Raw genomic sequence first — 23,668 nt, 5'->3', positions numbered from 1 at the left:
AAAATCTCAAAACCCCTGAGGATCTCAGCCAGTTCGATCACCTGCTGCAAAATTAGCGTTGAGGCTGCTCTCAACTGAAATGACTGTAATGCTCCAGTGAGGGCGCATTACCCATGACGCCCAAAAATCGTCTTCTCGTTCTAGGCCTCTGCGTCCTGCTACTTTATGAAATGGTCGTAAGCCGCTTTAACTCCACTAGGGATACTAGCTGGATCAATTAAAGCGAGTGTAGCTTTAAATCTCGCACGGCATGACGGTAATGCGTTTACACGGCGCCCAAGACTATTGTCATTGTTGCTTGCCAAACGAATCATTGTTGCAATTTCCCTTGGAGAAAAGTTACGAATTAATTGTTCGTAGCTTGTAGCTGCAGCCCAACAAACACCGTAACCATTGCCAATATTGCAGCAGACAACTACCTGAACGAATTGCTCTTGTGCAGTTTCCGGTACCGCTCCGTGTAGCGACAGTTCTAATAACCGTTCTGCAAATGGTGGCTCGTTGTAGAAATTATTTGTTCCGTTATGCACATTCCAAAGTCGCTCAATTGCTCGGTAGAAGACAGCATGTTGCTCAGACTCGTTTAGCAGCGTCAAAAGACCAAGTTTCTCGAAAAATTGGAGAGATGCCGCATGACGTGGCTCGTCTCCTTTTGCTGCATACTCGCTATGTTTGTTGACAAGATCTGAGCGAAGAGATGCAGTAAAAATTTCTTTTAGTGAGCTGCCTATATCCAATGCGTTCAAACGCGACGGTTCTGATGTATTTGGATCGCAATAGATACCATGCACCATTCCAACCAGCATCTGACGCTGAGCATCGTGTGTATCTACAAGTCTTTGCACCCACACATCATGTTGATTCGCATTAAATCTAGGACCTTTGACTGCCGAGATAAATGCCCCAATGTCTACCCCTTTCGGAGAGGATGCATCAGCTAGAGCATAACGAACGCATCGGTTTAAGAACGTTGTAAATTCTCGATCATTTACGCTGCCCATTGTCGGATGGGCAGCCGAAAAGTTATTGCGAACTTCACGACATTGATCAAGAAAAAAGAACCCATCTTCGTTAACTAGGTTTAGCTTGAGTGCAAGTTCAAGAAGTCGGCTATCCTGAAGCTCCAATAGATGCTTTTCTTCAAAGTCCGATTGCAGAATCTGCGCGACAATGGGTAGGCCAAAATTCCGTATTTTTGTTCTTAGCTGAAGGATAGCGGCATTCCATGCGTAGTTCATTGCCCCATCAAATAGGCCAGTGCTGACAGCAACACACATTCTGGCGACCAGTTCACCACGAAGATCTGGTGGAATTTCACGCAGTTCACGGGGAAGGTCGCGCCATGCATACTGAATTTCCTCGTCTCTTGCCAAAACATGACGGGGGATACCCAATGATGCAGTAAGTTCGGAAATGGCAGGCAGAATAGTTGTAGGTAATGCAGGAAGTACTGGCTCTGGCAATTTTGGTACGAGATCTGACAATTTTAGACTCCTTTCGCTTTGGTTGTGATACTCAATTTAGATCAAAGAAATCTCAGAATAAGATCTAAGGTACGTAATTGTCTGTGGTTTGACTACCCCTTTGCATTTTACTTGTCAGTGCCAGCCGTTTTCAAAGTAATCTACCATAGCCAACAAAATCTGACCGTAACCGTTTAGGGAGCCTCATCTGAACAGTAACTCTATGGTATGTTTCGAATCCGTTGGTTGAACTCGTAGATCTAACCTGATTGTGTTCTATCCGATAAGATTAGAGCTAATACATATCAAATATAGCCGTCATAATTGACGGCCTATTTTTATTCAGATAAAGGATCTACTTTGTTTTCTCTAATAAGATTTCGTAAAGCAGTGCGTGCAGCAGCGGTCTCTGTCATTCCGTTAAGATCTACGCTGGATTGCCCACCTCTTATTCCAAAAACTGTAACCATACCATCCTCATAGAAATACTCGGCCTCATACAGAAGACCATCTTTCTCTACTTGTATATATGGCATAACTCCCTCCTTTGTAAGGAATTAAAACATAAAATTATCTATAGTAACCCCTGACGACCAATTTTAGGGTTGTTAGTAAAAATTGTCGTAGTAATCTTTTCGCTCATGTTTTCAGGAGGATGAGGATTTTCAATCACTATTATTTGACTATTATTAGTATGATACTTAGAAAGATATTCATAGAATTTTTCTTTAAGATCAGTTCCTTGTAAAGCAACATCATCTTCACCTTCTGGTTTATAATAGGCGAGGAGAGGTGAATCTAAAACAAGGAAACCGGGGTGAGGTAACTCCTCCTCCTGACAAAACTCTAGTAATGCGACACTAACTGCTGCATGTGTAATAGCTCGTAGTCCCTTTCCTCGACTACCTCTGGGCTTACCATCTATCACAAAGTCTGAAGCAACTTTGTCGAAAAATACGTTGCATTCACCAGGGAAATTCCATGCTTTTAGTATGGAGGAAATTTTCAATGAAAGGTTATGCATTACAGAATCAGAGGGACCAATTTCCAACTGAGTTTTCTCATGTACAATACAACTTTTATTCAATAAATCGGCTTTTCTTTTTTCCAGCCGTTCCCTTCTTATAAATAAATCAACAGACCTTTGAATTTCAGATTTTTTATCAACTAATGCTGTATAAGCATGGCTAAAATTATCAACTTTTGGAGCAACTATATCTCGAATTGTTTTATCTAAATGCTGATAAGTTTCCTCACATTTTGAGTATTCTTTTTTTAGATGTTGCTCTTCACCACGAAGATCCGATACTGTATTATTTAGCTCACTCAACAACGTTTCAATTTTAACTATCTCGGCTGTAGCTGAGTTTATAATAGAATTAACGTCCCCATCACATATTTTTTCCAGATCTTGATGATCTGGACTAGCTCCACAATGAGGACAAGGTACTGCTTCAATATGCATAAAAATCAACCCACTTTCCTGAATTGATTTGAGACGATCAATGTCTACTACATAATGCTCATATAGTAGAGTGAACCTGGCTAATAGTTCAGAGATTTCATCTAACCGCTTCTGGATGTTATTTTTAGATTCATAATATTTTCCCCTTTCCAATAACAGGTTATTAAGCTCATCTTGTTGAGAAGCAAGAAAATTACGCTGTAGCATAATTGTCTGCTCAAGACGGCTAAACTGCGATAATATATCGCTGCGAACTATACCCAAATCATCAATTTCATTATTTAGCTCAATAATAAACTCATCTATTAATACAATCTGTGCTGAAGTGTCAGTATTAGTATCTTTAATGTTTTTTATTGAAGCATCATCTACACCTGTAAGCAAAAGCTTTAAGGTTGCTAACTCAGAGGTTTTATTTGTAGGATTATCGGATAAAAAAGGCGAGCCTTTCTTTTGTATTTCACCTTCCTGAATCAGTGCTAATCTGGCTAAATCTCGAAAACTTAACCCTCGAGTTGTTGCCTTATCACGACTTTTCAATATCTTTTTATTAAATAACCCAAGCTGCTCAAGCATAAAGCCTGACAGATTATCTCTTTTTCCTTGGACGTGCTTTTGTTTAAGAGGTACGTCTTTTAAATTATGGTCATCCAAATCAGTTAGAGTAAATTTTCCACCAGCAACTGCACGATGAAGACGCCAACGTTTTCCAGCATTACTAACTAAATAGAGTTCAATCTCCGTGTAGGTGGATAGTTCTACAATTTCCCGTAACTTCTTTCCTCCCAACATGAAATCAAGAGATTCCGCAATAAAAGACTTGCCTGTATCTGAAGCACCGCAAATCGAGTTGACCCCTTCAGAAAAAGACAAAACTGATTCTTTATTTTGCCCCCGAAATACAAGCTTGCGAATTTGTAAATAATTTTCAGCCATAATTATCCTCCAGATGACTGAATATTTTGGAACTGACTCGACCATTGTTGAAAGAATCGATGTGTAATGTTCCGTATTTCCTGAATTGTTAAATCATTAAATTGTATAACCGCCCACTCTGCACATCTTTTTAATCTACATGAATATTCAGTTGTAAGAGATGCCATAAAAGGAGCTGCAACCTCCCCCGCCTGATATCTAAATCCATCCCTTGCTGCAACTCTTTGCACTAATCCCCTGCTAATCATGAGCAGTAATCCTTTTTCAATCAAACCATGCCTTACTAGTAATTCACCTGCACGCATAGGTAGAGGTGCATGTAGGCTTGCCGGGCCATTAACATCGCCTGAATGAACAACGAGGTAATCCATTTCAACGAGCCGTTGTAAGTCATAGGCTTCAGGAAATGCCGCAACTAAAATCGCAAGTGAACGTACACCAGCTTCAAAAGGACTATTGAATGGCTCTGTATGTAAATTATGTTTCATTATTAGGAACCCAATTCAAACGATCATCGTTAGCCAATTGGTGACAAATACCTTGACGATCTTGAGTTTTAAAAGACGATACTAAAGGGTTAGATGTTACCGCGATGATGGTTGCTTGCTTGATTGTTGCTTTCATCCTTTCAAATCCACTGTCATGGAAATCTTCACATACATCAATAACTCCATGAAAAATTTCATCCTGTAATTGATCAAATGTTCCCGCAGGAACTGTATCTCGCGCAAAATTTTTCAGTGACTCGGCATGGTAAAAACGCTCACGCTGACGTAGGTAGTCTCTTTTAAACTGGTTATGTGAATCTAAGAAAGTAGAATCAGGAAAATGGGTACCTAAATGATCTCCATAAGCATCAAGGAGTTGACGTAGATAGCGACTCTCATTATCGGCTGGTTTATCTGGCGGCAAATCTGGATTCGGACGACACGGCAATCCACCACCAAATCGGACTGAGTGAAAAACTGTTTTTGAGTGTACTTCAATAAGTTCAACTAATGATTTTGAAGAGAATATAGTGAAATCAAACATATCAAAGTAGGTTTTTAACTCACCAGTCAATGGGACATCTATGACAGATGAAATTTTGTCTTGGCAATTTTTACCCCAATTTTCAGCTAATTTTTCTTTTAATTCAGTGGGCTTATTTAGCAACTGCTCAAGACTTGTTCCGATTCCCTGAGAACAGACAAAAAAATGTTTACGTGGCGGCAAATATTCGCCTAGAAATGAATAGTAAATGATCTTACCCATCTCAACCCAAACCTCCCCGGGCCTGAGAGGATGATCATATCGTTTGCATTGATAATTGTCCCATACCGCTTCAAAACCGTTTTTTGAACAAAAACCAGCGATATCAATACCAAGATCCCCTGAACCACCAAAACGTCTAACGGTTATATATTCATTTTTAAGATAACTAGCCCATTCTTCAGTGAACTCCTCCCATTCAGCAGGGCTGAAAGATTGAACTCGTACTGACTTAGGAATGGGTAGCCCATCCTGTATATGCATAGTTGATGGAACCCCACCGGCCCATTTAGGGTGTATATCTCTTAGATCACTTTCTAAAATCATCTGACATCCCTCATAGGTACTATCATATCGCTTTATTTGCTGATCATTTTTTAACCAATTGATTAATTAGCTATTTATGATTATACCGTGCTTTTTGTCGCTACCCTAGCTGAAAGAAAATCTCATCATAGCTGATCGTTTTTAGGTTGTTTAACCAACCTAATCACGAGTTATACGTTCATTGCTCGATAAAAATTTTCATAAGCAAATTATTCCTATGAAACAGAGCTCCTCTGTTCGGCATTAGGGAATCTGACAGGACGTGTCGTGATGTTGAAGATGGCACTCTCAAACAAGAAATAATATTATTAACTTCAATTAGTTAAATGTATTTAATTATTTCATCATTTTTCCATTCATCTCAATTTAGTACGACATAACGTGTCGTACCTGTACGGCATAATCTCCCGTATCAACACCATGATATTTTGGGAGAACAGGACTGTCCCCACTATGAAAACACAGCATGATCATCATGACCGCCTGTCTGTCAGGCTATCAGTCATTATCAGCCGCTTACTGGCTGGTGAATCTCTGGAGCTTAAAGTATTAGCTGATGAATTTGGTGTCTCAGAACGCACCCTACAGCGGGATTTTCAGCAACGCCTGATCCATCTGGATCTTGAGCATCGCAGCGGAAGTTACCGACTTATCCGCCAAACAGGCCGGGAGCACTTACCCAATACATTTGCGTTTATACGTAATTCAGGAATTTCAGGAATCATTCCGGCTCAAAACCGCAAGTTGATCCGGTTGATTGCCAGCAATTCCGGCGTATCGCCGTGTCTTATTGGGCATGGGGCATTATCTTCTCCCGTCACGCAGACTGCCTGTTTTCTGAAACTGGCGGAAGCTATCCGCGACTACCGCGCCGTTACATTATTGGTTAACGGTAAAAGCTACGAAGCAGTAGCTCCCCGCCGTCTGATATTTCAGTCCAAAAACTGGTTTCTTGTTGCTACCCGCACCAGAAATTTACAGGTGTTTCGGATGGAAGACGTTAACGCCGTAACCGTTCTGGATACCTCTTTCCGCAGAAAGCCTGAACTTGATGCTCTGACTGCCAGTGAAGAGTTTATTTCAGCCCTCCCTCACTTTCGTTTCATAAGTGACGTAATTCAGACCTTCAGAGAGTAACAGACAACGTTTATTTCAAATTAAAAAAGGAGACCTCGTATGGATGACCCGGTAAAGGGCGAAGGCCGGATGATTACTGATGCCAGTGGCGTCACCAGAAGGGAAGGCGGGATTTTGGGAATGTGGAGCAATATATTTCCAGAACGTAATGGTAGCAACGAGCAAAAAGGTGATAGCACACCGCGCATACCCGACATCAGGGATATTCTTGATATTTTCCCTCAGCCACTGCGGGAAAAGCTGTTGAACAAAATCAGTGAAGCCATCGACTATGAACCCGTGATTGGTGTCATGGGAAAAACTGGCGCGGGGAAAAGCAGCGTATGTAATGCGCTGTTTAAAGGGGAGGTTTGTGCAGTTAGCGACGTTGAGGCATGTACTCGTGAAGTTCAGGAATTGCATATACGCTTCGGAAAACATTCGCTGAAGATAATTGATATACCTGGTGTCGGTGAGAATGCCCGGCGGGATAAGGAGTATGAAGATTTATACCGCAATTTGCTTCCCTCCCTGGATCTCATCCTGTGGGTAATAAAAGGTGACGATCGGGCCTTTTCTGCGGATGAGCATTTCTACAACAATGTTCTGCTCCCTGCTGGTGGGGGTGAGCGCGTTTTATTCGTCCTTAACCAGGTTGATAAAATTGAGCCATTCCGCGAGTGGGATACTCATCTGCATCAGCCATCTCCTGCACAGCGCATCAACATCGAAAAGAAAGAAGCCTACATTACTGAACGATTTGGTTTTACGCACTATCCGGTGACACCTGTCTCCGCCGATGAGGGCTACAACATTCTTCGTCTGGTAGAGACTATTATTCGGGCTTTGCCTGATCGGGCTAAAAGTAGCACGGCTTCGCAGTTTAAGGATGAGTTCAAAACCGAAGAGGTCAAGACGGAAGCAAAAAACGGCTTCGGCAGCGTAATCTCCGGGATACTCGACGACGTTATTGATTCTTTTCCGTTACCAAAGCCTGTCAAAGAGCTTACCCGTAAGGGTAAAGACAAACTTATCGAGTGGGCTGGTAATGCCTGGGACCATTTTTTTGGATAGGGAAGTGCTTAATGAAACTAATCATTATACCTGCATTGTTTGTATCTTTATTTGCATTCCACCCTGCTTATGCAGTCGGGGCCTATGACCTGCAATGTATGCTTGATAACGGCGAGCAAATGACACTCAGCCACGTCAGCAATACCGTTTATATCAGTTTTGAAAATCCTGGCGGTGACTCCGAAGAGAGCGGCTCTGTTATTAAACTGGATATTCCTTCCGGCGAAGCGAAACAGATTCTGGCGGCTAATCCGGGAGCAGGAACCGCTTCTTTCACATTACGTGGAGAAAATGAAGATATCGAAGGCGCGGTTGCAGTCAATTACTCAGAATATGATGGTACAGGTGATGCTTATTACACTGTCATGAATGCAATGGGGCAGGAAACCAGCACAGTATCATGCAAGCCGGGTACCATTAAGGTTTCCAGAAGCCTCCTTCAGAATGGCATTAATGGCGTTGGTAGCCAGCAGGCTAATAAACCTGATCCCTCTCAGCAACAGCAGGCACAGCAATCTACGACACCACCGTTTAAAGTTCAGTTCGGCAGCTCCGTCAGCAATGAAGGCTGGAATACCAAATATGGTGTTATTCAGCTCACTATCACTGATGACAACGTGGTGCTGAAATCCATTCGGGTAAACAGAGGGAACTGTAAAATGGAGAGCGTCGGTAACAGAACCCTGCCAGCCAAATATAAATTCGGTGATGTGGCTACGTTCAAATATATGAAGTGTGACCGTATCATTGAAGCTGATATTGTGACCGATACGGGGAGCTGGACATTTAATTCCTAATTTTACCTGTAGCAGCATCCGGGGAATTCCTGCTAAATAAGGAGGCTATTCCCCGGTTAATTATTTTTCGACAACGTTAAACGAAATGTATTTCATCCGGGTATAATGAAGTTACGCGTCGATAGATGCACCGCAACGGTCCTGTCAGGCGCTCACTGATATAGCGTTACGGGTAAAGCGTGTAGAGATAGTGTCAGGGGATTAATAGCGGGATTCTTCAATACGTTCCGTCAGCCAGCGTTTAACTTCACTTTCCCGCCAGCGGGAACTACGCCCCAGTTTGATAGGCTTTGGAAACTTGCCTTCACTAATCAGTTTATAAAACCATTTGTCAGTCAGGCCAGTAAACGTGGTAATAAATGCCATCGTCACCAGTTTGTCATTCATCAGGTCAGTATCGGTATTCAGTTGATTGCTCATGACGATTGTCCTTCTGTCTTTACGTTGATAAAAGACAGGAGCAGCAACACTAACCCGTTGATTTAAGATGATGTTGCATACTCCGCCATTACAATCACTTCTCCGGTAATAAATTACTTATCCCTGACTACAACCAAAGTTACGTTCACCGTCATCGTGGTTTTTGGTGTACTCCTTCGCCAGATAACTGATGTGATATATGTAGCTGCGGAAAAAGTCCGTATTTGTGCCATTTCTGCGATCAAGTTCATAAGAGACGCCCGGTAAATGAAAGGGGACTTTATTTGCCATATCTCCGGTACGCCTAAGCGCCACAGCCCATGCCCGCGCCACCATTCCCACCAGCAATCCGCGAGGTTGCGCTGAATTCTCCGTATTCAGCATGGTGTTTCTGAATACTTCCCGATTAACCAGCAACAGCATGTGATAATGCTTGTTGCCATTCAGTTCACCAAATTCTCTTACCCATGCATATCGCAGCTTACAGGGATAAACACGTTTACCGTCTCTCCTGCGCCGTTGTAAATATGCGGCTATCTGCGCTTTCAGTGAGGCTATAAAACGGGTAATAACCGCTGAGTCATACCCTTTATGGCTATTATCCACTGGCAGTAATAAATCCACTCTGAAAGCCAGTATTCTGGCGTAATCATCCATCGCATAACGGGTAATCTCTTCCAGACGTTTCATATAGTGTGCATTAGGCTTGCCATATCGTTCATTCAGTTTCATGCTTCAGTTCCTTGTGGTTGGTTACATATCCATAAGTGCTGTAGTAACTTTTCACTGAGCTATGCCGATCTGGATTACTTTGCCCTGTCTCTGGTGTCATCCCTCTATATGCTGAATCTAATGAATGAGTGATAAACATAATATTAATACCGGCAATGTTGATTCATAAAGAAAGGGTGATAAAAAGAGTAGAAGCCCGGTATTTACTGGTGTTCGTAGTTAATTATCTGTTCCTGAAGATAAAGAATTTCACTCTTAAGTTATAATTAATACATTGACCTAATCTATGGGTTGCAGTCATGAATGACATCTTCCAGATGTCAACTCGTTATCCTGGGAGGTTTCACCCGTAAAGCCACCAGGGCTATACGTGGAAAAATTTAAGACTATCCAGCCGTTTTCTACAGGCGGGATCTGTGAGTATGGTGATAAATAAAAAACTACGTTAATGGTACTCTATTACTATGGAATAACACGATATTGCTACGTGTTTTCCACTTTTATTGATTTATTGCTACGGTTTTACTTCGAAAACACATCATAATCACGCTATTGATTTCGAATGATTTAACAAGGATGACGAGGTAGAACAATGGCCGTTAATGTGCGCTCATCAATAGCAGTGAAGGATATCCGAACCAGCAGGTTCCTCTTCTGGTACATCAGGAAAAACATTCAGGGAGCAAATCAATTCGCGTTTGATGGGAACAATCCAGATACATCCCTTTCGGAGAGAATTATTAATACAGCCCTCGAGGCCGGGTATCCCGATCCCATTCAGCGGGGCAATTTTATTCGCTCACTGGAACTGGCGATTAATACGACGCTTCTGCCGGAGAAATATTTTAGTTGGTTAAAAGAAAATGAAAGAGCGACGTTCTGGCTATGGGGCGTGATGTGTCTTGATTACCGCTGTATGGAGTCAATTAACGAAAAGTTGGGCACAAATTTAAACATTAACTGGTATCAGAAAGCCGGAATAACAGATTCTCCTGCAAGCCATAGCGAAAGATACTCAATCATCGTTGCATTACTGGACTATATTAATATTGAGACTAATCAGGCACCATTGATGAGACAGTGGCTATATGAGAGGCTTGTATTCTGGAGGGCAAATGAACATCAGAGAATAAAATTACGCTGGCTTACTGAGGATAATAGTGAAGTCTGTACATGGGCTTATAATTACGTTAATAAATTCCAGAAAGAGCACGGCGGTAATACAGGAAACCATTTAGACCCCGTTCAGATTCCGGAACCACTGAATAGTGTAGAAACCTATCATGCCATTTATGCCATGCTGGATTTATGGTCAGCGGATGATGACCTCCAGCAGAAAGCGGTAAAGAAAATAAATAAAGCGTTTTACCAAAAAAACTTCAGACGTAAACTTTCTGAAAAACGGGAACGGGAGTCTATCAGTGATACGCATAAAGAACGTCTGTATTTTCTGGTTAAATTTTACAAGTCAGATAAAATATCTGTTATTGAAAGGCTAATAGACGAAAGGGTTCAGGGAATAGAAACAAGATTATCCCGTGGTTGAGGTGTCATTTCAAACTTAAATTCTCCCGGTGATAATCACCGGGAGAATTCAGATATGTATTATTTCAGCACTATATCACGCTCATATATGTACTGCCGGAATGTAATTTAATATCTGCTCGCACCTATTATTTTATCCCACCTATACTACCGTCCGTTTTAATCACGGATTAAATTAGCCGCAATTTTCCAGAAGATGCGGCCTGTTTTTTATATTCTTTATTAAGGAATTTACCATGAAATTAGCCAGCCGCTTTGGTCGCGTAAATCAAATCCGTCGCGATCGCCCATTAACGCATGACGAATTGATGCAGTATGTCCCCAGCGTATTCGGGGAAAATAAGCACGAATCACGCAGCGAACGCTATACCTATATTCCCACCATTACCCTGCTCGATAACCTCCAGCGTGAAGGATTTCATCCTTTCTTTGCCTGCCAGACCCGCGTTCGTGATGTGGGTAAACGTGAGCATACAAAACACATGCTGCGTCTGCGCCGGGAAGACCAGATCAATCACAACCAGGTGCCGGAAATTATTCTGCTCAACAGCCCGGTTCCAGTTCTTATCAGATGCTGCCAGGGCTGTTCCGTTCTGTTTGTTGTAACGGGCTGGTCTGCGGCGAGTCGTTTGGTGAAGTACGGGTACCGCATAAAGGCAATGTGGTGGAGAAAGTGATTGAAGGCGCTTATGAAGTCCTCAGTGTTTTTGACCAGGTTGAAGAGAAACGCGATGCCATGCAGTCGCTGATGCTGCCTCCCCCTGCGCAACAGGCGCTGGCAAAGGCGGCGCTGACTTACCGCTTTGGCGAAGAGCACCAGCCGGTGACGGAATCCCAGTTACTGGCTCCCCGCCGCTGGCAGGATGAATCCGGTGATCTGTGGACGACCTACCAGCGAATTCAGGAGAACCTGATCAAAGGCGGTTTAAACGGGCGGACGGCAAAAGGTGGTCGCACGCACACCCGCGCCATTCAAGGCATCGACGGCGATATCAAACTCAACCGCGCCCTGTGGGTGATGGCTGAAAACATGTTGCAACTGGCCTCATAAACAACGCTATTAATGGTAAAGGAAACACGATGTCTGAACTGATGCTAACACCGGTATTTTCGGTGAGTGAACAACGCGTTATCCGCCGTGCGATGCGTCTGCTGGAGAAATATCAACGCAATCCTGGCGAATCTTTTCTTTCCTCTGACGCCACAAAAACCTGGCTGCAACTGCATCTGGCACGACAGGAGCGGGAAATGTTTGTTGTGCTTTACCTCGATAACCAGAACCGACTGCTGGAACACGAAACGCTATTTCTCGGCACGATTAACAGTACAGAAGTACATCCCCGTGAGATTGTGAAATCTGCGCTACGGCACAATGCCGCAGCAGTAATCCTTGCGCATAACCATCCCTCCGGCGTGGCGGAACCCAGTCGGGCCGACAGACTTATTACAACGAATATTGTTAAGACACTGGATTTGGTGAAAGTGAGGGTGCTGGATCATTTCATTATTGGGGCGGGGGATGTCCTCTCTTTTGCCGAACGGGGCTGGCTGTAATGCTGCAAAAGGACAAGGTCATGCAACAAGAATGGGGGCTTCCCTGTACCGTAACACCACGCTTCACTGCTCGACTGGTACAGGAAAGACATAACCTGCATTACCTGGCTGATCGGGCCGCAATCACCGGGAAATTCAGCTCCCCGGATCTGCTGCATATCGACCAGGCTTTTCCGGTGTTGATGAAACAACTGGAGCTGAAACTGGCTGACGGTGAACTCTCCCCCTGCCAACAACGTACCGTCACGCTATACGCCAAAGGACTAACCTGCGAAGCCGATACGCTGGGTTCCTGTGGTTACGTCTATATCGCTATTTATCCCACTCAACGCTGAGTTTTAACCTCCTTAATACGGAACATCGTTATGAAAATTATTCCTGCAACGACGCTGCGGGCGACGACGTCATATCTGTCTCCTGTCGTGGTCTGGCAAACATTACTGGCCCGCCTGCTGGAGCAGCACTACGGGCTGAATCTTAATGACACACCATTCAACAATGAAAAGGTGATTCAGGAACACATAGACGCCGGGATCACTCTGGTCAATGCCGTCAATTTTCTGGTGGAGAAGTACGAATTGGTCCGTATCGACAGGAAAGGATTTAGCTGGCAGGAACAGACGCCTTATCTTCGTGCGGTCGATATTTTGCGGGCGCGGCAGGCGACCGGCCTGCGGATTCAGTGCAAAAACACGAATATAATCAGCCGGATGGCTGATTCAAGACATGATAAAAGACTTTACCAGCGCACGTTTAAAGCGTGCAAGAGATGTTATTATACTAAAACATAAAAACAGGCGAGGCTGGTGTAATGAGAATCGACAAACTGTCACTGCTTAACTTTCGTTGCTTCAAACAGCTCGATATCACTTTTGATGAGCACATTACGATTCTGGTTGCACCGAATGGCGCGGGCAAGACGACAGTGCTGGATGCGGTACGCCTGGCGCTGTTCCCCTTTATTCGTGGTTTTGATGCCAGCCTCTACGTGAAAGATAAATCACTAGCGATCCGTACCGAAGACTTACGTCTGATTTACCGCCAGGAGGCACTGAACATGGAAATGTCGTCTCCAGCCAAGATTACAGCTACCGGAGAATGGGCAAGCGGAAAAACGGCAACCTGGATGCTCGATAAACGAGGAGAACAGCCGCCACATGAAGATAAGATGGCGGCGCAGCTTACCCGCTGGGGTGAGCAACTCCAGAAACGAGTACGTGAAGAGCATAGCTTGCAACAAGTTGAACTTCCCCTAATGCTTTATTTGGGGACTGCTCGCTTATGGTATCAAGAACGTTATGAAAAACAGCCTACTGAGCAGCGCCTGGATAATAGTGCCTTTTCACGTTTGTCCGGCTATGACGATTGCCTCTCAGCCACATCTAACTATAAACAGTTTGAGCAGTGGTATAGCTGGCTATGGCTTAGCTACCGTGAACATCAAATCACACAACTTGAATCACCTTCAGCAAAGTTAAAAGAAGGTGTTCGTGTTCAACGGATGAAAGAAGCCATTCAGGCTATCCAGCAGGCCATTAACTGTCTGACCCAGCAGGTGACAGGCTGGCACGATCTGGAATACAGCGCCAGCCATAACCAGCAACTGGTAATGAGCCATCCGCAATACGGCAAGATCCCCTTATCCCAGCTCAGCGATGGCTTGCGAAATGCCGTCGCAATGGTGGCAGATATCGCATTTCGCTGTGTCAAACTCAATCCTCATTTACAAAATGATGCAGCCTTAAAAACGCAGGGAATTGTGCTGATCGATGAAGTTGATATGTTCCTGCACCCTGCCTGGCAGCAGCAAATTATCCAGTCTTTACGCAGCGCATTTCCGCAGATCCAGTTTATTGTTACGACCCATAGCCCGCAGGTGCTCAGTACGGTAAAACGCGAGTCCATTCGTCTGCTTGAGCAGGATGAGAATGGCAACGGGAAAGCGTTGATGCCGCTCGGAGCAACCTACGGCGAGCCGAGTAACGACGTGCTGCAAAGTGTAATGGGCGTCGATCCACAGCCTGCAGTGAAGGAGAAGGCAGACCTGCAAAAACTGACAGGATGGGTGGATCAGGGGAAATACGACGAGCCGAAAACGCAGCAACTGATGGTCGCATTGGAAGTTGCGTTGGGTGAGAAGCATCCACAGCTTCAACGCTTACAGCGCAGTATTGCCCGGCAGAGACTGCTGAAAGGGAAAGCGCAATGAGGCATGTGATCAAAACTCAACTTGGGACCGTTGCCTTACTGACCGCACATGAAAACCCACCACAAGATGCTGATCAATCAACCAGGCGCTGGCGAAATTTCAGAAGAGATAAAGCCGCTGTAATGGTCCAGCTCATTAACGAGCAGTATCACCTTTGTTGCTACAGTGAAATACGCTCTGATCTTCGTGGTCTTGGTTATCACATTGAGCACGTTGAGAATAAGAGCCAGCATCCAGAACGTACTTTTGATTATCAGAATCTCGCTGCCAGTGCATTAGATTCAGGGGAGAACGGCGGTTTATCTTCCCTGAAAGGAAAAAATGCTTTTGGCGGTCATGCCCAAGGAAAACAAGATGTTGTAGATATGGCAAAATTTATCCATTGCCATATTCGCGATTGTTCCCGTTATTTTGCTTACCTTTCTGATGGTCGGATAGTTCCTGCTGATGAGTTAAATGCACAAGAAACGGAGAACGCGCAATACACTATCGATCTACTGAACCTGAACAGCGGATTCCTTCAAACGGAACGTCGTAATCATTGGGAAGAGCTGGAGCAGCTTTTTGATGAACACATTGAAAAAGATTGGGATTTGCAGCAATTACTCCAGCTTGATTTGGTTTCAACACCAGACCATAAACTGCATGAATTCTTCAGCATTACACGCCAGTTTTTCCAGCAAGAAGCTGAACAGGTATTACAGAGCCACGCCCCAGCATTAATTTAACACCACTATTCCTGATTCAGGGCGACAGCATGATTTATTGCGAGTCGCCTTCCTGATTTACGCCCTCAATATTTATTCACCTTTATTTTACCGCATAATGCGCCTGCCACTCCCGGCAGGCGTGTTTGCTTTTATACGAACAAAATTATGCAAACAGAAGCTGAAATTTTAATCGATAACAACGAGCTTATTTGCTCCACTAGGATTGAATGGATCGTTACCGTTCACCAGAACGCACTACAGCAACTCACATCCCTGATGCAACCAATCGCAGAAATCTCCCGCCTGACGCAGCGTATTGGCGGCGACATAATTATTAACGACATGAGACTAGATGTACGCATAACATCGTCATAAAATGATATTTTTAGAAATTAGCTAAGTGACATATATGGCAGATGATTATTTTCATATTACGCTGAATACCCGGCTTCCATGGTCAAATAACGAGCCAATGGCAGTAGGTAATAGCATAACAACGACCGATGTTAACCCATTCTTTAACTATTAAATATCTTACCCATATCTCAGAGAAACATTTATCCCAAATGGGGTCACCCACGATATCAGCCGTATAGCCCTTCTGGGACACATTGCTTCAGGAAATCTACATAATAGCAATATGCGGTATGTCGCAAGTATCGGCCACGAAACAGCTAAACATTTTTGTACTTATGTCAGAGAGCTAATCTGGGAATCAGTAAGAACATCAGAATTTCCAGAACTGCCATCTCGCCAAAAATGCATTTGGTTAACAAAGGGGGAGGACAATCTTCATTACTGGATTGAGCGGCTTGGACGTCCCGCAGAGCAGATAACCGTATTCAAAGTACTACCTGATGGAAGAATGCATACTACCAGTGAGACTCATCTTTCAGGAGATGCTGAATCTTATCTGGAAAGCGTCGAAAAATCCCGTCGATACTGGAGGGGAGAAATTGATAACCCCTTACATCAGGAGATACTCTTCGAAGGCACAATGTTAGTTGAAAGCAAAGTGTCCATTTAACAAATGTTGGGGTACTGTACAGAAAAACAGTGAACTGCTCACAAACGATTATTCTGCATTTTGGACTCTATTGCCGGTTTGCTACAATGGAAAACAGTACCTAAAAAGTAGCTCAGGAAGCCCCCGAACCCTACAAGTAAAATCATTTGGGGGTGCTTATGGGGGTTACTCATTTACATAACACAAATAAATCATATTAAATCAATAAATTAACCATCAAATGCGACTCCTGTGATCGCCAAAATGCCTCTTCAGTGATCCCCATCCTGCTTATTTCTGAGCAACCTGACCCTGCTGATGTATCTGGTAGTATGACAGAGTGATTCGTTTTTCTTGCCGAGTGTACGAAAACGTCTTCCTTGCCACCGACTATCAACCGTCACTCAAAAAAACCTCTCTTTTTTTCAAGCTATCAAGAATAAGTTGCATTTTATCTGCACCGGACACCAGCCATCCATATATGGCTTTTACCTGCTACAAAGATGAAGAAGTGCATAAATGTGATGTTAAAACAATCAAAGAAAAATTACATGCGCAATAATTTCACTATAACATTATAATCCATGGTGAAAATAACACTGCACAAGGATTGTCATCATCAAACTCATCGGAACTATTTTTTCTGTCGTCATTGGTGTAATACTGATTGTAAGTATCCTTTCAGGAGATTATTTTTGCCGTGTGGGGCATGGAACTTGTAAAGCAGCCAAAAGCGCTAGGCATTTAATTGAAAGTAAAGAGAAAAACAGAAGTAGTCGCGTCAAAGTCTTTAGCACGCATATTAATTTGAGTCATCCAGCGGCATCCTGGCTAGCAACTCAAACTTGCGCTAACAATATATTCAATCTACTTCAAAACAATAATGCCATTTATTTATTCGAAAACGATAATAAAATTGAACTGCGAATGGGGTATGATTCTTTTTTCTCTATTGAAACGATTGATAAAATTAACAAAGAAAACATCAAAGAAATAAAACTAAAAAATGATACAACATATGTTTCCCTTCCTAATCCAACCATTTTAATAACCACGACATCAACACCTGAACGACAGTTTTCTATTTCTGTTCTGGATGATGATAACAAAGAAAATCTACCTACCGATACCGCACCTTGTTTTACAATTGGTATTCCTGATGAATATACTAAAGCCATAGAGTTATTGAACATTAAATAATTAAATTTCATATTGAGTTTTTTTAAATACCATATGAATAATTGTTATATGTCATTATTTCCTCCATTCACTAAAACTGATTGATTACTCTACTCCCTCACCGTCATCGGTAGTGGTATCCTTAACGTATATTGATGAAAAGACAAAACAGTATGCAGAGGGAAAAATGGGTTCCACCAGAAAGGGGATGCTGAACGTTCTGATTGCCGCCGTGTTGTGGGGAAGTTCAGGGGTCTGCGCGCAATACATCATGGAGCAAAGCCAGATGTCGTCGCAGTTTTTGACTATGACGCGTTTGATATTCGCCGGTTTGATTCTGCTGACGCTATCATTTATTCATGGTGATAAAATCTTTTCTATTATTAACAATCACAAAGATGCCATTAGCCTACTGATTTTTTCCGTGGTTGGCGCGCTAACCGTACAGCTCACTTTTTTGCTAACCATCGAAAAATCGAACGCAGCCACGGCAACGGTGCTGCAATTCCTCTCACCGACTATTATCGTCGCCTGGTTCTCACTGGTGCGTAAATCCCGCCCGGGCATTCTGGTTTTCTGCGCTATTTTGACATCGCTGATCGGGACTTTTTTATTGGTGACACACGGTAATCCGACATCATTATCGATCTCTCCTGCCGCGTTATTCTGGGGCATTGCCTCGGCGTTTGCTGCTGCATTCTATACCACCTATCCCTCAACGCTGATTGCCCGCTATGGCACGTTACCGGTCGTCGGCTGGAGTATGCTGATTGGCGGTCTGATCCTGCTGCCCTTTTATGCCAGACAAGGGACAAACTTTGTCGTTAACGGCAGTTTGATTCTGGCGTTTTTTTATTTGGTGGTCATTGGTACGTCCCTGACATTTAGTCTGTACCTGAAAGGAGCACAATTAATTGGCGGTCCAAAAGCCAGCATTTTAAGCTGTGCAGAACCATTAAGTAGCGCGCTGCTCTCTTTGCTGTTGCTGGGAATCACCTTCACATTGCCGGACTGGCTGGGAACGCTGCTGATTCTGTCATCGGTGATTTTGATTTCAATGGATTCCCGCCGCCGCGCCAGAAAAATAAATCGTCCGGCGCGGCATGAGTGAGAATTACCAGCCAGGCACCGCGCCACCGTTAAAGATGGTTTCTGCCGCTTTAGCGACTTCGGGTGATTGATAAGATTGCAGAAATTCCTTCACGTTTTCTGCATTCTTATTATCTTCCCGTGCCACCAGAATATTCACATACGGCGAATTTTTATCTTCAATAAATACGCTGTCGTTAACCGGAGAAAGTCCTGTTTGCTGGATGTAAGTGGTGCTGATAATCGCTACATCCACTTTCGGGTCGTCCAGTACACGTGGCAACTGTGCCCCTTCCAGCTCCATTATCTGCAAATGGCGTGGATTATCGGTTATATCCAACGCGGTAGGTAATAACCCTTTTCCTTCTTTCAGAGTAATTAGCTTCTCTTTTTGCAGCAGTAAAAGCGCGCGACCAAGGTTAGTCGGGTCGTTGGGGATCGCCACTGTCGCACCTTCTTTTATTTGCGCCACTGTTTTGATTTTTTTGGAATAGCCCGCCATGGGGAAGACAAACGTATTTCCCACCGCTACCAGTTTATAACCATGCGCCTGATTATCTTGTTCAAGAAAGGGTCGATGCTGGAAGACGTTCGCATCAAGCTCGCCATGATTTGTCGCATCGTTCGGTAGCAACGAACCGCTAAATCCTACCAGTTCAACATCGAGACCATATTTCTCTTTTGCTACCTTTTTAGCGACTTCCGCGACATCTTGTTCTGCGCCATTAATAACGCCAACTTTAATATGCTTTTCATCGCTGCTGCTCTGGTCGCAACCTGCCAGCAGAACTCCTGCCAGTAATAATGCGGCCCCCGCCCGTAGATGATGTGTTGTCAGTTTCATTTTTTTATCCTTTTATTAATGATTACCTGACTATAGCGGTAAGGTCGCTGCAGTTTAAAAAACGAAACGCTATCGATAAGAATAAAAAGGAATAAAAGTGGAATATAAAGTCTGGCACTTCTTACTGACCACGCAAACACCTTTCGTACAGCATGATGAGAGCGGCAAAAGCAAACTACACTTATGCTTCATTCGATGCACATTTGCAGAAGGTTGCCGCTATGAAGCCAACGATGCTACTCATGATTACCGTATTCCTGATTTTTCCAGCCATTTCTCAGGCCGAGTCGCCATTCAGTTCTCTACAGTCGGCAAAAGAGAAAACCACGGTATTGCAAGATTTACGTAAAATTTGCACGCCACAGGCGTCATTATCAGATGAAGCGTGGGAAAAGTTAATGTTGTCAGATGAAAACAATAAACAACATATACGCGAGGCCATCGTGGCGATGGAACGTAATAATCAGAGCAATTATTGGGAAGCGTTGGGTAAGGTAGAATGCCCGGATATGTAAGAACGGCAACAACCACTGACCAACGCTTCTTTACCTGATATCAGGATTTCTTCATTTTCACCTTTGCAGTCACCAACAATGCAGTCAGCAACATCAATGTGCCGGACAACATCAGCGGCGAAGTCAGACCAATGTTATCCAACGCATAACCGCCGATTGCCGCACCGCAGGTGTTAGCAAGCTGAATAACGGCCACCTGAATAGATCCAGCCTTTTCTGCCTGATCGGCCAATGAGCGAGTGATCCACGTTGACCAACCAACGGGAATTAAAGCAAAGGTCAGCCCCCAGATAATCGCAACACCAGTAGCAACAATTTTATAGCTTCCCCACAGCGTCAGTACCAGCGCGCTCAGGGCGAGCACAAACGGTGCGCCCGCTAAGGCCAGTTTCACCGAACGTTTGAGAATAAACGACGAAAGCGATGTCCCGACAAAGCTGGCGATACCAAAACTCAGCAGCACCAGGGTTAAGCCATCAACACCGAATCCCGCCAGATTCATATACACTGGGCGAATATAAGTGAAAAAAGCAAACTGACCGGCAAAGGACATAAAGATGGCGATCATCCCGGCCATCACTCCCGGACGTTGTAATAAGCGGAAAGTATTTTGTTTCTGATGCGAAGGTTCACCTGGCAGCGAAGGCAGTGATTTGATAATCCAGAAAATACACAGCACACCCATCGCCGCCGCCGCATTAAAGACATTGCGCCAACCGATAAGCTCGCCTAAAAAACTGCCCAACGGCGCGGCAATCACCAGCGCAATAGAAACCGCGCCGAAGATCACCGACAGCGCCTTCGGCACCGTACGCGGCGGTACCAGACGCATGGTCAGCGACGCCGACATCGCCCAGAACCCGCCCAGCGCCAGCCCCAGACAGGCGCGACCGATTAACAGCAGACTGAATGAGTTGGCAAAGGAAACCAGCAAACAGGAAAGCGTCAGCAAAACGGCGAACAGAATGACAACGTAGCGGCGGTCAGTGGCCTGAATGGTCTGGGTAATAAACAAACTGGCAAACATCGCCACAAAGGCGGTCACGGTCACCGATTGCCCGGCAACCCCTTCCGAAATGCCTAAATCCTGGGCCATTGGCGTCAACAAACTGACAGGCAAAAACTCAACGATAATCAGACAGGCGACGCAAAACGCCACCGAGAAAACGGCTGACCAGTTCGGTCGGGTGATGGCATTCGCGCCGCGGTTTTCAGCAATAAATTCACTCATGGTGTTACCCGTGGCATGTTTCAGGGGAAAAGCCGACCAGTCTAACATTGAAATGTGTGATGCATTTAACGTTTTTGCAACTTTTACGATGTTGCTTGAGCTGGAGTTAAGATCGAAACGGAACAGGGCAAAGATTACCGGATGCGGTGTGAACGTCTTATCCACCCACCAGGTCAGGCGCGGTCTGTAGGCTGATAAGACGAAGCGGTTTTAATGCAGCCAGTGAACGCCCTCGGCAGGCTGAAAGAACGCGTTATAGCGCATCTGAAAAGCATTGATATCCTGCATTTCAGGTTCGGTTTCGCGCAGAAAACCCAGCGCCAGCCTGACCTGAGCATCAGTAATCGGCGCGGCAAGGCGGGCTTTTTGTAAAATCCGATGCCATTGCAGCAGGTTCTGTTCGCTACCATCGACAATGACAATTTGCCAGATGAGCAACACCTGCGCGGCGTTTTGCAGGTGCGACTCATCCGGGCGATGCAAATAACGTAAAAATTCGTCACCGGCTGACTTTCCCATTTGATCGACCATCGACTCCACGGGTACGACATCGATGTTCAGCCGATCGCTGAGACGGCGAATCGCTTTTCTGGCCCCGGATGTCAGCACCCGAAAACCAACCACAAACACTACCGCCAGCGTGGCGAGCATTATCCAGATCATGAGTTCTCCTGCGTAATCAGAACTCATGATATCTGGAAACCCTCGCCAGTTACTAATCCACCAGAATAATCTTCAGTGCAAACAGAGCTGCGACCACCACCACACACAGGTTTAGATCGCGCCAGCGCCCGGTGCACACTTTCATGATGCAGTACGACATAAAGCCTAGTGCAATCCCTTCGGTGATCGAGAACGTAAAGGGCATCATCACCGTGGTAATAAACGCAGGCACCGATTCGGTAAAATCATCCCAGTTAACGCGTGCCAGGCTCGATGTCATCAATACGCCAACGAAGATTAACGCTCCGGCGGTTGCGTAAGGAGGAACCATCGCCACCAGCGGTGAGAAGAACATAACCAGCAGGAACATAACGCCAACAACAACCGCAGTCAGCCCCGTGCGACCGCCGACAGCCACACCTGAAGTACTTTCAATATAGGCGGTAACAGACGAGGTACCGATAAACGCACCCGCCACCGAACTGACGCTATCAACATACAGCGCCTTATTCATATTGGGGAATTTGCCGTTACTATCTATTAAGCCAGCTTTATCAGTCACACCAATTAATGTCCCTGATGAATCAAATAAGTTGATCAGCATAAAGGAGAAAATGATACCGGCGAGTTCAAGTGATAACGCACCGCTCAAATCCACTTCACCAATGACGCCGCTAATATCAGGCGGAATGGAATAGACGCCGCTAAAATGAACATCACCGAAAAATAATCCACAGCAAGACGTCACCACAATAGAAACAAGCACCGCGGCATGAAAATGACGTGATGACAACACAGTTATAATAAAAAACCCTAAAATACCTAACAACACGCCGTGAGAACTTAAATCGCCAATCATCACCAGGGTGTCTTTATTGGCGACAATAACGCCAGTATTTTTTAATCCCATTAAGGCGATAAATAATCCGATTCCGCTGGTGATACCAATACGTAAACTTAATGGAATGTTGGAGATCATCCAGTACCGGATACGAAACAGCGTGAGCAAAAATAGCCCAACTGCGCCCCAGAATATCGCGCCCATCCCGGTCTGCCAGGAGATACCCATCGCCCCCACGACCACGAAGGCAAAGAAGGCGTTCAGCCCCATTGCCGGAGCCAGTGCCACGGGTAAGTTAGCAAATATCCCCATCGCAATACTGCCGATACCGGCAATCAAACAGGTGGTAACAAACACCACTTTTGGGTCCATTTGTGCCGCGCCGAGGATTTGCGGGTTCACAAAAACGATGTACACCATGGTTAAAAAAGTGGTCATCCCCGCAATCAATTCTGTGCGGACGGTGGTCCCATGCTGAGGTAGTTTAAATAATCGCGAAAGCGTCCCTGATTCATTACTCACGTAATCGGTATTGTCATTATTCATTTTTTTGTCCATTGGAGGAGATTTAATCCCTTGCTTTTGTAAAACAAATGACAACAACGGTTCAGTGATAATTATCACATTTCAATTGCACATTAATGGATATTCTTTAATAATCTCGCGACGTTTCTTTATGATAAATAATAATCAAATTGATA

At 44.4% G+C, this 23,668-nt stretch carries 24 protein-coding genes and 2 pseudogenes; 15 read left to right on the top strand and 11 right to left on the bottom strand.

The window, feature by feature from the left end; genetic code table 11:
* Positions 1-158: 158 nt before the first annotated feature.
* The 5 genes from HBM92_RS00300 to HBM92_RS00280 form a co-directional block, all read right to left on the bottom strand.
* A complete protein-coding gene (locus HBM92_RS00300; RefSeq protein WP_001281818.1) occupies positions 159-1,484 on the bottom strand; it encodes a hypothetical protein in 1,326 nt (441 codons plus the stop codon).
* Between the two features lie 317 nt (positions 1,485-1,801).
* Entirely contained in the window at positions 1,802-1,999 is a 198-nt protein-coding gene (locus HBM92_RS00295; protein WP_001146352.1) for a hypothetical protein, read from the bottom strand.
* Between the two features lie 38 nt (positions 2,000-2,037).
* Positions 2,038-3,864: a hypothetical protein gene (locus tag HBM92_RS00290; protein WP_000829994.1), complete on the bottom strand. Its 1,827-nt coding sequence runs from the start codon at positions 3,862-3,864 to the stop codon at positions 2,038-2,040.
* Between the two features lie 2 nt (positions 3,865-3,866).
* Positions 3,867-4,352, bottom strand: a complete 486-nt coding sequence (locus HBM92_RS00285) for an ABC-three component system middle component 2 (RefSeq protein ID WP_001304991.1) — start codon at positions 4,350-4,352, stop codon at positions 3,867-3,869.
* The gene (locus HBM92_RS00280) at positions 4,342-5,442 is read right to left on the bottom strand and encodes an ABC-three component system protein (protein ID WP_000599828.1); all 1,101 of its coding nucleotides are present in this window, start codon (positions 5,440-5,442) and stop codon (positions 4,342-4,344) included. Before HBM92_RS00280 ends, HBM92_RS00285 begins: the two co-directional genes overlap by 11 nt.
* Before the next feature lie 453 nt (positions 5,443-5,895).
* Between HBM92_RS00280 and HBM92_RS00275 the strand changes: the two genes are divergently transcribed.
* From HBM92_RS00275 to HBM92_RS00265, 3 genes are read left to right on the top strand one after another with little or no spacing between them, the layout of a single operon-like run.
* Entirely contained in the window at positions 5,896-6,579 is a 684-nt protein-coding gene (locus tag HBM92_RS00275) for a WYL domain-containing protein (RefSeq protein WP_000856938.1), read from the top strand.
* Between the two features lie 39 nt (positions 6,580-6,618).
* Complete coding sequence (locus HBM92_RS00270; RefSeq protein ID WP_000342613.1) at positions 6,619-7,632, top strand: GTPase family protein; 1,014 nt, start codon at positions 6,619-6,621, stop codon at positions 7,630-7,632.
* A gap of 11 nt (positions 7,633-7,643) precedes the next feature.
* Positions 7,644-8,429, top strand: a complete 786-nt coding sequence (locus HBM92_RS00265) for a hypothetical protein (RefSeq protein WP_000766852.1) — start codon at positions 7,644-7,646, stop codon at positions 8,427-8,429.
* A gap of 201 nt (positions 8,430-8,630) precedes the next feature.
* Here the strand turns inward: HBM92_RS00265 and HBM92_RS00260 are convergent, their stop codons facing one another.
* Both HBM92_RS00260 and HBM92_RS00255 read right to left on the bottom strand, forming a co-directional pair.
* On the bottom strand, positions 8,631-8,849 hold the full coding sequence (locus HBM92_RS00260) for a helix-turn-helix transcriptional regulator (protein ID WP_000070772.1): 219 nt from the start codon (positions 8,847-8,849) through the stop codon (positions 8,631-8,633).
* Positions 8,850-8,966: 117 nt separating this feature from the next.
* Positions 8,967-9,581 carry an inovirus Gp2 family protein gene (locus tag HBM92_RS00255; protein ID WP_000772910.1) on the bottom strand — a complete coding sequence of 205 codons (615 nt, stop codon included), beginning with the start codon at positions 9,579-9,581 and terminating at the stop codon, positions 8,967-8,969.
* A gap of 592 nt (positions 9,582-10,173) precedes the next feature.
* On the opposite strand from HBM92_RS00255, the gene HBM92_RS00250 reads away from it, so the two are divergent.
* The 11 genes and pseudogenes from HBM92_RS00250 to HBM92_RS00200 all read left to right on the top strand — a co-directional run bounded on the left by HBM92_RS00250 (position 10,174) and on the right by HBM92_RS00200 (position 18,895).
* Positions 10,174-11,127, top strand: a complete 954-nt coding sequence (locus tag HBM92_RS00250; protein WP_000290406.1) for a hypothetical protein — start codon at positions 10,174-10,176, stop codon at positions 11,125-11,127.
* 235 nt (positions 11,128-11,362) lie between these two features.
* Positions 11,363-12,177, top strand: a pseudogene (locus HBM92_RS00245) (DUF932 domain-containing protein).
* Between the two features lie 29 nt (positions 12,178-12,206).
* The gene (gene radC, locus HBM92_RS00240) at positions 12,207-12,680 is read left to right on the top strand and encodes a RadC family protein (RefSeq protein WP_001292742.1); all 474 of its coding nucleotides are present in this window, start codon (positions 12,207-12,209) and stop codon (positions 12,678-12,680) included.
* Positions 12,680-13,015 carry a type IV toxin-antitoxin system YeeU family antitoxin gene (locus tag HBM92_RS00235; RefSeq protein WP_000939437.1) on the top strand — a complete coding sequence of 112 codons (336 nt, stop codon included), beginning with the start codon at positions 12,680-12,682 and terminating at the stop codon, positions 13,013-13,015. Before radC ends, HBM92_RS00235 begins: the two co-directional genes overlap by 1 nt.
* 30 nt (positions 13,016-13,045) lie before the next feature.
* Positions 13,046-13,471 (top strand): TA system toxin CbtA family protein, encoded by a 426-nt coding sequence (locus tag HBM92_RS00230; protein ID WP_000691791.1) that lies wholly within the window; start codon positions 13,046-13,048, stop codon positions 13,469-13,471.
* A 20-nt stretch (positions 13,472-13,491) separates the two neighbouring features.
* Positions 13,492-14,683 (top strand): annotated as a pseudogene (locus HBM92_RS00225) (AAA family ATPase).
* The gene (locus tag HBM92_RS00220) at positions 14,668-14,889 is read left to right on the top strand and encodes a hypothetical protein (RefSeq protein ID WP_125112077.1); all 222 of its coding nucleotides are present in this window, start codon (positions 14,668-14,670) and stop codon (positions 14,887-14,889) included. The pseudogene HBM92_RS00225 and the gene HBM92_RS00220 overlap by 16 nt, the downstream one beginning before the upstream one ends.
* The gene (locus HBM92_RS00215) at positions 14,886-15,617 is read left to right on the top strand and encodes a retron system putative HNH endonuclease (RefSeq protein ID WP_001216639.1); all 732 of its coding nucleotides are present in this window, start codon (positions 14,886-14,888) and stop codon (positions 15,615-15,617) included. The genes HBM92_RS00220 and HBM92_RS00215 overlap by 4 nt, the downstream gene beginning before the upstream one ends.
* A gap of 511 nt (positions 15,618-16,128) precedes the next feature.
* Positions 16,129-16,626 carry a DUF2441 domain-containing protein gene (locus tag HBM92_RS00210; protein WP_306305169.1) on the top strand — a complete coding sequence of 166 codons (498 nt, stop codon included), beginning with the start codon at positions 16,129-16,131 and terminating at the stop codon, positions 16,624-16,626.
* Positions 16,627-17,307: 681 nt separating this feature from the next.
* On the top strand, positions 17,308-17,805 hold the full coding sequence (locus tag HBM92_RS00205) for a hypothetical protein (protein ID WP_000509808.1): 498 nt from the start codon (positions 17,308-17,310) through the stop codon (positions 17,803-17,805).
* Positions 17,806-17,971: 166 nt separating this feature from the next.
* Positions 17,972-18,895, top strand: a complete 924-nt coding sequence (locus tag HBM92_RS00200) for a carboxylate/amino acid/amine transporter (RefSeq protein ID WP_001351210.1) — start codon at positions 17,972-17,974, stop codon at positions 18,893-18,895.
* A 3-nt stretch (positions 18,896-18,898) separates the two neighbouring features.
* Here HBM92_RS00200 and nlpA read toward each other — a convergent pair whose 3' ends face one another.
* Positions 18,899-19,717, bottom strand: a complete 819-nt coding sequence (nlpA, locus tag HBM92_RS00195; RefSeq protein ID WP_000779409.1) for a lipoprotein NlpA — start codon at positions 19,715-19,717, stop codon at positions 18,899-18,901.
* Between the two features lie 221 nt (positions 19,718-19,938).
* Here nlpA and yicS point away from each other — a divergent pair, with 221 nt between their 5' ends.
* On the top strand, positions 19,939-20,232 hold the full coding sequence (gene yicS / locus HBM92_RS00190) for a protein YicS (RefSeq protein WP_001297978.1): 294 nt from the start codon (positions 19,939-19,941) through the stop codon (positions 20,230-20,232).
* A gap of 40 nt (positions 20,233-20,272) precedes the next feature.
* Here the strand turns inward: yicS and nepI are convergent, their stop codons facing one another.
* The 3 genes from nepI to adeQ all read right to left on the bottom strand — a co-directional run bounded on the left by nepI (position 20,273) and on the right by adeQ (position 23,513).
* On the bottom strand, positions 20,273-21,463 hold the full coding sequence (nepI, locus tag HBM92_RS00185) for a purine ribonucleoside efflux pump NepI (protein WP_011076685.1): 1,191 nt from the start codon (positions 21,461-21,463) through the stop codon (positions 20,273-20,275).
* 210 nt (positions 21,464-21,673) lie between these two features.
* The gene (locus tag HBM92_RS00180) at positions 21,674-22,126 is read right to left on the bottom strand and encodes a DUF1198 domain-containing protein (RefSeq protein ID WP_001295241.1); all 453 of its coding nucleotides are present in this window, start codon (positions 22,124-22,126) and stop codon (positions 21,674-21,676) included.
* A 52-nt stretch (positions 22,127-22,178) separates the two neighbouring features.
* On the bottom strand, positions 22,179-23,513 hold the full coding sequence (gene adeQ, locus HBM92_RS00175; RefSeq protein WP_001525914.1) for an adenine permease AdeQ: 1,335 nt from the start codon (positions 23,511-23,513) through the stop codon (positions 22,179-22,181).
* Positions 23,514-23,668 lie beyond the last annotated feature (155 nt).

Source organism: Escherichia sp. E.sYA108 (assembly GCF_011754335.1).
GTDB classification, from domain to species: Bacteria; Pseudomonadota; Gammaproteobacteria; order Enterobacterales; family Enterobacteriaceae; genus Escherichia; species Escherichia coli.
The sequence above is the reverse complement of the archived record's forward strand: the minus strand, read 5'-3'. Positions and strand labels throughout refer to the sequence as shown.

Coding starts and splice junctions, on each gene's coding strand:
- HBM92_RS00275 (WP_000856938.1), top strand. CDS start 5,896: ATGAAAACACAGCATGATCATCATGACCGCCTGTCTGTCAGGCTATCA.
- yicS (WP_001297978.1), top strand. CDS start 19,939: ATGAAGCCAACGATGCTACTCATGATTACCGTATTCCTGATTTTTCCA.
- adeQ (WP_001525914.1), bottom strand. CDS start 23,513: ATGAATAATGACAATACCGATTACGTGAGTAATGAATCAGGGACGCTT.
- nlpA (WP_000779409.1), bottom strand. CDS start 19,717: ATGAAACTGACAACACATCATCTACGGGCGGGGGCCGCATTATTACTG.
- HBM92_RS00180 (WP_001295241.1), bottom strand. CDS start 22,126: ATGATCTGGATAATGCTCGCCACGCTGGCGGTAGTGTTTGTGGTTGGT.
- HBM92_RS00260 (WP_000070772.1), bottom strand. CDS start 8,849: ATGAGCAATCAACTGAATACCGATACTGACCTGATGAATGACAAACTG.
- HBM92_RS00230 (WP_000691791.1), top strand. CDS start 13,046: ATGAAAATTATTCCTGCAACGACGCTGCGGGCGACGACGTCATATCTG.
- nepI (WP_011076685.1), bottom strand. CDS start 21,463: ATGAGTGAATTTATTGCTGAAAACCGCGGCGCGAATGCCATCACCCGA.
- HBM92_RS00285 (WP_001304991.1), bottom strand. CDS start 4,352: ATGAAACATAATTTACATACAGAGCCATTCAATAGTCCTTTTGAAGCT.
- HBM92_RS00200 (WP_001351210.1), top strand. CDS start 17,972: ATGGGTTCCACCAGAAAGGGGATGCTGAACGTTCTGATTGCCGCCGTG.
- HBM92_RS00290 (WP_000829994.1), bottom strand. CDS start 3,864: ATGGCTGAAAATTATTTACAAATTCGCAAGCTTGTATTTCGGGGGCAA.
- HBM92_RS00270 (WP_000342613.1), top strand. CDS start 6,619: ATGGATGACCCGGTAAAGGGCGAAGGCCGGATGATTACTGATGCCAGT.
- HBM92_RS00295 (WP_001146352.1), bottom strand. CDS start 1,999: ATGCCATATATACAAGTAGAGAAAGATGGTCTTCTGTATGAGGCCGAG.
- HBM92_RS00255 (WP_000772910.1), bottom strand. CDS start 9,581: ATGAAACTGAATGAACGATATGGCAAGCCTAATGCACACTATATGAAA.
- HBM92_RS00280 (WP_000599828.1), bottom strand. CDS start 5,442: ATGATTTTAGAAAGTGATCTAAGAGATATACACCCTAAATGGGCCGGT.
- HBM92_RS00235 (WP_000939437.1), top strand. CDS start 12,680: ATGCTGCAAAAGGACAAGGTCATGCAACAAGAATGGGGGCTTCCCTGT.
- HBM92_RS00250 (WP_000290406.1), top strand. CDS start 10,174: ATGGCCGTTAATGTGCGCTCATCAATAGCAGTGAAGGATATCCGAACC.
- radC (WP_001292742.1), top strand. CDS start 12,207: ATGTCTGAACTGATGCTAACACCGGTATTTTCGGTGAGTGAACAACGC.
- HBM92_RS00265 (WP_000766852.1), top strand. CDS start 7,644: ATGAAACTAATCATTATACCTGCATTGTTTGTATCTTTATTTGCATTC.
- HBM92_RS00215 (WP_001216639.1), top strand. CDS start 14,886: ATGAGGCATGTGATCAAAACTCAACTTGGGACCGTTGCCTTACTGACC.